This window comes from Neisseria sp. HMSC058F07, from assembly GCF_001810035.1.
GTDB lineage: Bacteria > Pseudomonadota > Gammaproteobacteria > Burkholderiales > Neisseriaceae > Neisseria > Neisseria perflava.
In genome coordinates, this window is the sequence record NZ_KV799706.1 from 142,622 (window position 1) to 152,230 (window position 9,609).

Genomic DNA, 9,609 nt, shown 5'->3' on the forward strand with positions numbered 1-9,609 from the left:
AAAAAAGCTGCTAAAAAAGCAAAAAAATAAGCTTCATAAAATTCAAGGAAGTCACTCTCATCAATACTCCGGATGAAGACAGACTTAGAGCAACTTGAAAACAAAGGCCGTCTGAATATGTTTCAGACGGCCTTTGTTTTTTTATGTATAAGGGCATTATTAGGAAATATGGTTTTGGTTTTATTAAGAAAATAAAAAAGACGTGTAACGGGTACACGTCTTTTTCGGAGAATAAACCTTATTGCTTATATTCGCTGCCGTCTTCACGGAAAAGTTTTGGCTGTTCGCCTTTTTCCACGACCTCTTTATTGATGACGACTTTTGCTACGTCTTTCAAATCTGGTAGAGTGTACATGGTGTCTAAGAGGCAACGTTCGACGATAGAGCGCAGGCCGCGCGCACCTGTTTTGCGTTCCATTGCTAGTTTGGCGATGCTGCGCAAAGCATCTTCTTCAAACTCAAGGCCGACATCTTCCATTTCAAACAAGGTTTGATATTGTTTGACCAAGGCATTTTTCGGCTCGGTCAAAATGTTGACTAAAGCATCTTCGTCCAATTCTGCCAATGTAGCAATCACGGGCAGACGGCCGATAAGCTCGGGAATTAAACCGAATTTAATCAAATCTTCAGGCTCGACTGTCTCAAACAGAGCTGAAATATCGGCGTTTTCATCTTTACTGTGCACCGCCGCACCAAAGCCGATACCGCCTTTTTCAGTACGTTGACGGATGACTTTTTCCAAGCCGGCAAATGCGCCACCACAAATAAAGAGGATGTTGGTGGTATCAACGTTGATGAATTCTTGGTTCGGATGTTTGCGGCCGCCTTGAGGGGGAACGCTGGCTACCGTGCCTTCAATCAGTTTCAGCAAGGCTTGTTGCACGCCTTCGCCAGATACGTCGCGCGTAATGGACGGATTGTCGCTTTTGCGTGAAATTTTATCGATTTCATCGATATAAACGATGCCGCGCTGGGCTTTTTCAACGTCAAAATCACATTTACCCAAAAGTTTGGTGATGATTTGTTCGACGTCTTCACCGACATAACCGGCTTCGGTTAAAGTTGTGGCATCCGCCATGACAAAAGGTACATCCAGTTTGCGCGCCAAAGATTGCGCCAACAAGGTTTTACCTGAGCCGGTAGGGCCGATGAGCAGGATGTTGGATTTGGACAATTCAACCTTGCCCTCTGCTTTTGGATGGCGCAGGCGTTTGTAGTGGTTGTAAACCGATACTGCCAACGCTTTTTTTGCGTGTTCCTGACCGATAACGTGGTCGTTGAGGTTGGCAACGATTTCGGCCGGGGTAGGCAGTTTTTTCTCGGTGTTTTCTTCTTTTGCTTTGGCAAGCTCGTTTTCAATTTCGCCGGATTCGTTGTCTTGCAGCATCATGCCGCAAGTTTCTACACATTCGTTGCAGATGAAGGCGTGTTCGCCTTCGATCAGATTTTTAACGTCGTTTTCGGACTTCCCGCAAAATGAACAGGTGCGTTTTTCTTCAGACATAATAATTTCTTCGTATGGTTGTATGGAGGCTGTGTTGTAAAGGGGGAACAGATATTTCGGGCGTATTGCCGGATTGAGGGAATGCCTCTGACAAGGGAGCCTAAGTATAATGACTATCTTGTGTTTTTTCAAATCAGAGCAGGCATTGCGCCGTATCGTCTAAGAAACAGATGAGGGCGCTGGATTTGAATATCTCGCAAACAAACGCAAAGTTTTCTCAACTCGCTTTACAATTAGCGAAAAATTTAACAGAATGTTGAATTAAATGTATTTTTTTGAATTGGCAGATATGAAATTCTATAAAACTTTAGGAATGGTATGGACAGGTGTGGCATTGGCTTTTGCTTCCGCGCCTGCCGTTGCCGATGATATGGATGTATTGGGACAATTTTTGGAGCAAAATTTCCCAGTGCAAAATGACCCGATGGAAGCTTTTGCGTTGAGTCATGCCGACCAAGTCGAAGCTCAAGCCGCTTTGGCCGGTCCTCTGCTTTCTTCGCAATCTGCTTTGATTTTCAATAATAAAACCGGTGAAGTGCTGTATCAGAAAAACCCTGATCGTGTCATGCCGATTGCTTCTATTTCCAAATTGATGAGTGCGATGGTGGTTTTGGATGCGCATCTGGATATGAACGAGCCGATCACGATTACCGAGGCTGAAATCGACCGTCTGAAAGGTACGGGCAGCCGCTTGAGCATCGGCACGACGCTGACACGCGGCGAATTGTTGCATTTGAGCCTGATGAGCAGTGAGAACCGTGCCACTCATGCATTGGGCCGTACTTATCCGGGCGGTATGAGCGCGTTTGTTGCGGCAATGAATGCCAAAGCGCAAAGCCTGGGTATGACCAGCAGCCGTTTCTATGAGCCTACCGGTTTGAATTTCCAAAACGTTTCAACTGCGCGTGATTTGAACCGCATGGTTGCGGCAGCCAGCAAATATCCGCTGATCCGTAAAAATTCGACTTCAAATTACGGCTCGGTTTGGACGGCAAACGGTCGTCAAAACTACAAAAACTCCAATGCCTTGGTGCGTGAGGGCAGCTGGAATATTGAATTGCAGAAAACAGGCTATATTCGTGAAGCAGGACGTTCTATGGTGGTTAAGGCCAATGTGCAGAATCAGCCGATTACCATTGTGTTGCTCAACTCTCCGTCTTCCACAACCCGCGTGAACGATGCGCGTAAGATTGAGTCTTGGATGCTGCAGCGCCGTTCTTAAATATTACGCTTAAAGGCCGTCTGAAACCGTTCAGACGGCCTTTTGTGTAAAGTGTATTAAATTTGGGTACAATGTCGTTACATTAACTTAAAAACACAGAGAGAAAACATGTTGAAAAAATGGAATAAAAAATATTGGGCCGGCATGGGCGTGATTTTGGCGTTGACCGGCTGTACTTCTGTAGCGGATATGGTTGGCTACGATACTGCGACTTTAAATGAAGACGCGGCTAAAAGTTATTCACAAGTCATTCAAAAAGCGCGTGGTCAAAAAGCTTTGGATGTTTCCTCTCCAACTGCTCAACGTGTTCAACGTGTGTTTGCACGTCTGCGTCCTCATGCTGAGCGCGCTAACAAAACCGGTGTGCCTTTCAATTGGCAGATGAACGTTATCCGCAGTGATGAAATGAATGCATGGGCAATGCCGGGAGGTAAAATGGCCGTGTACACCGGCATAGTAGAAAAATTGAAGCTGACGGATGCTGAAATTGCCGCCGTTGTCGGCCATGAAATGACCCATGCTCTGTTGGAGCACAGTAAAAAAGCTTTGGGCGGGCAAGTATTGACCGGCTTGGGTGGTTCGATTTTGGCCAGCTCAACCGGTGTAGATGGTGATTTGGTTGGCTTGGGAGCAGATTTGTTGGCAACCAAACCGTTCTCACGCCATCAGGAAAGCGAAGCGGATGCCGGCGGTGTGCGTTTGATGGCTGAAGCAGGCTACAACCCTGAGGCTGCGGTAAGCGTGTGGGAAAAAATGAACAAAGTACATGGCGGCAGCTCATTGTCTATTTTGTCGACCCACCCGACCAATCAGGCGCGTATCAATGCAATCCGCAAAATGTTGCCTGAAGTAATGCCGATTTATCAGAAAAACAAACGTTAATTCGATGTATTGATGATTTTGCCGGTTTGAACAGATGATTCAAACCGGCAAAGTTTTATGGTTTCAGCCTGACAGTTTGGCAAATTTATCCCAATTTGCCTGAACGTAGGCTGCCGCAATTTCCAAGTCTTCGTCGGCAACGTCATAATAATCGCCGTCAAGCTCTTCAAAATCGGGAAAAGCTTTGCGGATTTCGTCGAAATCCCTTTGCTCGTCTGCCATTTTTTCAATGGCTTCGCCGTGTTTTTCGTACAGGGCTTTGGCTTTGTCTAAGATTTTCGGTATCGGCTTGATGCGCCAGCAGCGCAGGCTGTCGGTAACAGGATTGCCAAAGATGTATTCTCCGTATCCTGAAGCGATAAGCTGTACGAAGCCGCCTTCTTGAACTTGGCTGTCGAGGTAGCAAAGGGCGGTCAATGTATGCTGTTCGTCGTTGAGGCCGGACATTTCCTCGTCGCCTGCCTGTTCGGTGTGATCCAAATAGGCTGCGCTGAGTGTATAAAGAAATGAAGCGGAATCGGAAGTATCGAAATCTTGAAGGCGGAGCAGGGTAGTCATCATCATCAAAGGCCGTCTGAAAAAAGTGATTATATAATGTTTTCAGTCTGAACCTATCGGTCGTTTTGCTTTACAATATTGGAAGATAAGAAAACATAGTGAGGAACCAAACCATGAGTACACAGTCTGAAAAAAACGTTGTAGTCATCAAGCCGCAGGATTTGCCGCTGCATTGCTCCGGCCCTAATCATGAAACATGGAACGGCCATCCGCGCGTGTTCTTGCCGATTCAGTCCAACAGTGAGATTGAATGCCCGTATTGCGGCACTTATTATCGTCTTGATGGCGAGATTCCGCATCACCATTACTGATCTATGCCTATGTTGAACAAAGTCATCTGCGCTTTGTGCCTGAGTTTGTGCGCTGCGTGCGGCTCGTATAAGGCCGTGCGCCCTGACGCGCCGTTACCAGTCATTGCACAGGCGCAGACGTATTCTGTCCGTTATCAATCCGCACAAGGTCGGACGATTACTGCAATTTATATCAACAGCCACAGCCCGATGATGGTTGAGCTGCGTGAAGGCAATACGGTTGAGAAACTGGTGCAAGTCCGCTTGCGCAGTCAGGGTGTCGAGTACGCCAATCCAAGCTCGCGTTGGCAGATTGGCGATGGGTTTGCCGTACTGATTCGCGGTGGGAAAGAAGTTGTATTTAAAGAGATTGTGGAATAGAGCGGTTTAGCCTTTAGCCAAATATTTGATTAAAGGTTTGGGCAAGCCATAATCCGCCAAATGTTCCGATGATACCCAAAGGCCGTCTGAAAGATGTTCAGACGGCCTTTGTTGCGTCTGAAAAGGGGTAATCATCAATAAGCGGTGGGTCAGGCGGTGGGTAAACGTGGATTGTTCTTCAAGGCCGTCTGAAACAATGCCGAAGCGCTCGGCATAAGCATACAAATTGTCTAATTTTTCAAAACAGGGCACGCAATACAGACCGCCCCAAATGCCTTTGGCAGGGCGTTTTTCAAGCAATAATGCGCCGTCAGTATTATGAATAATCAACCAGTAAAGCGGTAGGGTTTGCACTTCGGGAGCGGTTTTTTTACGGGGCAGCTCGTCAATGCGGTTTTGTTTTTTTGCTTCGCAGATGTCTGCCATAGGACATTGATGGCACAAAGGTTTTGTCCGTTTGCAGACGGTTGCGCCCAAATCCATCAGCCCTTGTGTATAGGCAGGCATATCGGCGTTTTCAGACGGCATCAGGCTTTCGGCAAGCGTCCAAAGCGAGTTTTCAAATTTTTTGTCTTGCGGATTGCCGTCTTGGGCAAAAACACGGCAGAGGACGCGTTTGACGTTGCCGTCCAAGATGGTTTCGCGTCGGTTGAAAGCAAAGGCAGAAATGGCGGCGGCAGTACTTCTGCCTACGCCGCAGAGCGTTTCCAAGTCTTTGCGTTCGGATGGAAAGATACCGCCGAATTGTCCGACGACTTGTTGCGCGGCTTTGTGCAGATTGCGTGCGCGGCTGTAATAGCCCAAGCCTGCCCACAAGGATAAAACCTCGTCTTGCGGCGCGGCGGCAAGCGATTGCACGGTTGGGAATTTGTCTAAGAAACGCGGATAGTAGTCCAATACGGTAGCAACCTGCGTTTGTTGGAGCATGATCTCTGAAAGCCAGACGGAATAAGGGTCTTTGACCTGCCAAGGCAAGTCGTGACGGCCGTGTTGGCGCTGCCAATCGATGAGTCGTCGTGCGAAGGATGTGGGTGTGTTCATTAATATTTACTTTTTAGTTATTTATTTTTAAAACAGCATGTTACAGCATAACATGCAAAATAATAATCAGGATTGACTTATCAGGTGGAGGGGTATATAAATATAGTTAATGTGGATTTACGCTGTATTGTTAAAGTTTATTAACCGCTCAAGGAGATTCACATGAAAGCAATGGTTTATCATGGCGCAAACGACATCCGTTTCGAAGAAAAACCCCGCCCTCAAATTATCGATCCGACCGATGCAGTCGTCAAAATCGTTAAAACCACGATTTGCGGTACTGACTTGGGTATTTGGAAGGGTAAAAACCCTGAAGTTGCCGACGGTCGTATTCTCGGTCATGAGGGCATCGGTATTGTAGAAGAAGTCGGCGACGCTGTAAAAAACATCAAAGTCGGTGATAAAGTCATTATTTCATGTGTCAGCAAATGCTGTACTTGCGACAACTGTAAAATCCAACTTTATTCACACTGCCGCAACGGCGGTTGGATCTTGGGCTATATGATTGACGGCACGCAAGCCGAATACGTCCGTACGCCTTATGCAGACAACAGCTTGGTTCCGCTGCCTGACAACGTCAACGAAGAAGTTGCTCTGCTGTTGAGCGATGCCTTGCCTACCGCCCACGAAATCGGCGTGCAATATGGTGATGTGAAACCTGGCGATACCGTATTCATCGCCGGTGCCGGCCCTGTCGGTATGTCTGCATTGCTGACTGCGCAACTGTATAGCCCTGCCGCCATCATTGTTTGCGATATGGACGAAAATCGCTTGAAACTGGCGAAAGAATTGGGCGCGACCCATACCATCAACCCTGCTTCCGGCGATGTGAGCAAGCAAGTTGCCGCTATCGTCGGCGAAGATGGCGTAGATTGCGCCATCGAAGCGGTCGGTATCCCTGCGACTTGGAATATGTGCCAAGACATCGTGAAACCTGGCGGCCATATTGCTGTGGTTGGTGTACATGGTCAATCCGTTGATTTTAAACTGGAAAAACTGTGGATTAAAAACCTTGCCATTACTACCGGCCTGGTTAACGCCAATACTACCGAAATGCTGATGAAAGCCATTTCCAGCAGCTCAGTGGATTACACCAAGATGATGACCCACCATTTCAAATTCAGCGAATTGGAAAAAGCTTACGATGTATTCAAACACGCTGCTGAAAACCAAGCCATGAAAGTGGTTTTGGAAGCGGATTGATTTGAAAATCACTTAATATGCCGTTAATTAAAGGCCGTCTGAACATTCAGACGGCCTTTTTGTATGGTTTTATTTTTTCTTCTTCAACCAAACGCCGCTTTCGATATGGTGGGTAAATGGGAATTGGTCGAACAGGGCGGCGCGTTCGATGGTATGGGTTTGACAGAGCGTGTCGAGGTTGGTGCGCAGGGTCTCAGGATTGCAGGAAATATAGAGGACGTTGTCGAATTGGGCAACTAATTTGAGCGTCTCATCATCAACACCAGCGCGTGGAGGATCAACGAAAATGGTTGAAAAATCATAGTTTTTCAAGTCGACGCCTTGTTCTTGCAGGCGGCGGAATTCACGGTTTTGCGTGTAGGCCTCGGTAAATTCTTCCGCAGACAGACGAGCGATTTTGAGATTGGTAATTTGGTTGGCTTCAATATTCCATTGGGCGGCGTTGACGGAAGTTTTGGAAACTTCGGTTGCCAGCACCTGATTGAAATGTTGCGAAAGCGGCAGGGTGAAATTGCCGTTACCGCAGTACAGCTCAAGCAGGTCTTTGCCTAAGTTTTGCGCGGCATCACACGCCCAAGTCAGCATTTTTTGGCACACTTGGGCATTGGGTTGGGTAAAGCTGCCCTCGATTTGACGATAGCGGAAGGTCTTGCCGTTGACTTCCAATGCTTCGGTCACAAAATCTTGGCTCAATACGATTTTTTGTCCGCGGCTGCGGCCGATGATATGAATGCCCAAATTGTGCGCCAGCTCTTGCGCGGCTTGTTGCCATGCGTCGTTCAGCTTCTTGTGGTAAATCATGGTCACCAGCATTTCGCCGCTTAAAGTGGATAAAAATTCGACGGCGTACCAGCGGTTTTTCAGTTCGGGATGATTGGACGCGGCTTCAATCAGTTTCGGCATCAAGGCATTGATGGATTTGGACGCGGCAGGAAATTGGTCGCAACGGATCAGGCTTGCCCCACTTGCCTTTTGCCCGCGCTCAAACATGGCATAAAACATTTCGCCGCCTTCATGCCAGATGCGGAACTCGGCACGCATTCTGTAATGCTGTTCCGGAGATTCAAAGACTTCGATTTCAGGAAAATCCAGTCCTTGGAAAAGTTGCTGAAGATATTGCTTTTTGTCGGCTAGTTGTTGCTGGTAGGCAGTCATTGGGGCAGTCTTTCAGAAAATAATGGCGAATTATAATATAGTTGGCGCAAATATACGAAAGGCCGTCTGAAACATCGGTTTCAGACGGCCTTTGATTTCAAAGCATCAGCTTGTCAATCAGCCTTGCATTTGTTTGGCTTGAACGGCAGTCAGGGCGATGGTGAAGACGATGTCTTCAATCAATGCGCCGCGGGACAAGTCGTTAACCGGTTTACGCAAACCTTGCAACAACGGGCCTACGCTCAGGACGTTGGCGCTGCGTTGTACGGCTTTGTAAGTACAGTTGCCGGTATTGAGGTCTGGGAAAACTAAAACGGTTGCTTGACCGGCAACAGCGCTGCCCGGAGCTTTGGATTGGCCGATAGATGGAACGGTAGCCGCATCGTATTGCAACGGGCCTTCGATGGCCAAATCAGGGCGTTTTTCATTAGCCAGTTTGGTTGCTTCTATCACTGCATCGACATCAGGGCCGCTGCCTGAGTTGATGGTAGAGTAGGAAATCATGGCCACTTTGGGATCGATACCGAAGGCTTTGGCGCTGTCGGCAGATTGGATGGCGATGTCGGCCAGTTGTTCCGGAGTTGGGTTCGGGTTAACCGCGCAGTCGCCGAATGCCAAAACTTGGTTAGGCAGCAACATGAAGAATACGCTGGATACAAGGCTTGCACCCGGAGCGGTTTTAATCAGTTGCAGGGCAGGGCGGATGGTGTTGGCAGTAGTGTGGACTGCGCCGGAAACCAAACCGTCTACGTCGTTTTGAGCCATCATCATGGTACCCAGTACGACGGTGTCTTGCAGCTGTTTGCGTGCATCTTCAGGAGTCAGGCCTTTGGATTTGCGCAATTCGCACATTGGTTCAACGTATTGTTCAACCAAAGTAGCTGGATCAATGATTTCCAAAGAATCGGGCAGGGAGATGCCGCGTTCTTTCGCTACGGCTTCAACTTCTTCGCGGGTCGCCAACAGTACGCAACGGGCGATGCCTTTTTCGTGACAGATAGCGGCAGCGGCGACGGTGCGTGGTTCTGCGCCTTCAGGCAGGACGATGCGCATATCGGCTTTGCGTGCGAAATCGATCAGGTTGTAACGGAATTGGGCTGGAGACAGGCGTTTGGCTTCGCGTTTGGCCAAAGCGGATACGTCTTGCAGTTTGTCGCTGGAGCCGAAGAAAGTCAGGCCGGTTTGCTCGGCAACTTGTGCGCCTAAAGCAGCGGCTGCGCCGTCAATGATAAAGCCTTCCAATAAGCCCGGGGAGTTGGTGTAGAGCTGTTTGGTGAGGTTTAATTGTTGGGCAACGGCGGCTGCGTCGGAGTTGTCGGATTTCAGCGCCAATACAACGCCTGCGTCCAAAGACAACGCCAATTCGACGTTTT

At 48.2% G+C, this 9,609-nt stretch carries 10 protein-coding genes; 5 read left to right on the top strand and 5 right to left on the bottom strand.

The window, feature by feature from the left end:
- Positions 1-238 precede the first annotated feature (238 nt).
- The gene (clpX, locus tag HMPREF2696_RS08745) at positions 239-1,504 is read right to left on the bottom strand and encodes an ATP-dependent Clp protease ATP-binding subunit ClpX (RefSeq protein WP_004519368.1); all 1,266 of its coding nucleotides are present in this window, start codon (positions 1,502-1,504) and stop codon (positions 239-241) included.
- A gap of 313 nt (positions 1,505-1,817) precedes the next feature.
- On the opposite strand from clpX, the gene HMPREF2696_RS08750 reads away from it, so the two are divergent.
- Both HMPREF2696_RS08750 and HMPREF2696_RS08755 read left to right on the top strand, forming a co-directional pair.
- On the top strand, positions 1,818-2,726 hold the full coding sequence (locus tag HMPREF2696_RS08750) for a serine hydrolase (protein ID WP_371440889.1): 909 nt from the start codon (positions 1,818-1,820) through the stop codon (positions 2,724-2,726).
- A 108-nt stretch (positions 2,727-2,834) separates the two neighbouring features.
- Positions 2,835-3,608 carry a M48 family metallopeptidase gene (locus HMPREF2696_RS08755; RefSeq protein ID WP_004519369.1) on the top strand — a complete coding sequence of 258 codons (774 nt, stop codon included), beginning with the start codon at positions 2,835-2,837 and terminating at the stop codon, positions 3,606-3,608.
- A gap of 63 nt (positions 3,609-3,671) precedes the next feature.
- Here HMPREF2696_RS08755 and HMPREF2696_RS08760 read toward each other — a convergent pair whose 3' ends face one another.
- The gene (locus HMPREF2696_RS08760; protein ID WP_039862028.1) at positions 3,672-4,166 is read right to left on the bottom strand and encodes a DMP19 family protein; all 495 of its coding nucleotides are present in this window, start codon (positions 4,164-4,166) and stop codon (positions 3,672-3,674) included.
- Positions 4,167-4,279: 113 nt separating this feature from the next.
- Between HMPREF2696_RS08760 and HMPREF2696_RS08765 the strand changes: the two genes are divergently transcribed.
- Both HMPREF2696_RS08765 and HMPREF2696_RS08770 read left to right on the top strand, forming a co-directional pair.
- Positions 4,280-4,477 carry a zinc-finger domain-containing protein gene (locus HMPREF2696_RS08765; RefSeq protein WP_003745781.1) on the top strand — a complete coding sequence of 66 codons (198 nt, stop codon included), beginning with the start codon at positions 4,280-4,282 and terminating at the stop codon, positions 4,475-4,477.
- Between the two features lie 3 nt (positions 4,478-4,480).
- Positions 4,481-4,837, top strand: a complete 357-nt coding sequence (locus HMPREF2696_RS08770; protein WP_004519372.1) for a hypothetical protein — start codon at positions 4,481-4,483, stop codon at positions 4,835-4,837.
- Positions 4,838-4,843: 6 nt separating this feature from the next.
- On the opposite strand, the gene mutY is transcribed toward HMPREF2696_RS08770, so the two are convergent.
- A complete protein-coding gene (mutY, locus tag HMPREF2696_RS08775) occupies positions 4,844-5,878 on the bottom strand; it encodes an A/G-specific adenine glycosylase (protein WP_070588325.1) in 1,035 nt (344 codons plus the stop codon).
- A gap of 162 nt (positions 5,879-6,040) precedes the next feature.
- On the opposite strand from mutY, the gene HMPREF2696_RS08780 reads away from it, so the two are divergent.
- Positions 6,041-7,081, top strand: coding sequence for a zinc-dependent alcohol dehydrogenase family protein (locus HMPREF2696_RS08780; RefSeq protein ID WP_049335428.1), 1,041 nt, complete (start codon positions 6,041-6,043; stop codon positions 7,079-7,081).
- A gap of 69 nt (positions 7,082-7,150) precedes the next feature.
- Here the strand turns inward: HMPREF2696_RS08780 and trmA are convergent, their stop codons facing one another.
- Both trmA and pta read right to left on the bottom strand, forming a co-directional pair.
- The gene (gene trmA / locus HMPREF2696_RS08785) at positions 7,151-8,236 is read right to left on the bottom strand and encodes a tRNA (uridine(54)-C5)-methyltransferase TrmA (protein WP_049335430.1); all 1,086 of its coding nucleotides are present in this window, start codon (positions 8,234-8,236) and stop codon (positions 7,151-7,153) included.
- A gap of 117 nt (positions 8,237-8,353) precedes the next feature.
- The coding region (pta, locus tag HMPREF2696_RS08790; RefSeq protein WP_070588327.1) for a phosphate acetyltransferase at positions 8,354-9,609 on the bottom strand (1,256 nt) is incomplete at its 5' end.

Excerpts from the sequence above, each read along its gene's own strand:
- HMPREF2696_RS08750 (WP_371440889.1), top strand. The coding sequence starts at position 1,818 with ATGGTATGGACAGGTGTGGCATTGGCTTTTGCTTCCGCGCCTGCCGTT.
- HMPREF2696_RS08770 (WP_004519372.1), top strand. The coding sequence starts at position 4,481 with ATGCCTATGTTGAACAAAGTCATCTGCGCTTTGTGCCTGAGTTTGTGC.
- clpX (WP_004519368.1), bottom strand. The coding sequence starts at position 1,504 with ATGTCTGAAGAAAAACGCACCTGTTCATTTTGCGGGAAGTCCGAAAAC.
- mutY (WP_070588325.1), bottom strand. The coding sequence starts at position 5,878 with ATGAACACACCCACATCCTTCGCACGACGACTCATCGATTGGCAGCGC.
- HMPREF2696_RS08755 (WP_004519369.1), top strand. The coding sequence starts at position 2,835 with ATGTTGAAAAAATGGAATAAAAAATATTGGGCCGGCATGGGCGTGATT.
- HMPREF2696_RS08760 (WP_039862028.1), bottom strand. The coding sequence starts at position 4,166 with ATGACTACCCTGCTCCGCCTTCAAGATTTCGATACTTCCGATTCCGCT.
- HMPREF2696_RS08780 (WP_049335428.1), top strand. The coding sequence starts at position 6,041 with ATGAAAGCAATGGTTTATCATGGCGCAAACGACATCCGTTTCGAAGAA.
- HMPREF2696_RS08765 (WP_003745781.1), top strand. The coding sequence starts at position 4,280 with ATGAGTACACAGTCTGAAAAAAACGTTGTAGTCATCAAGCCGCAGGAT.
- trmA (WP_049335430.1), bottom strand. The coding sequence starts at position 8,236 with ATGACTGCCTACCAGCAACAACTAGCCGACAAAAAGCAATATCTTCAG.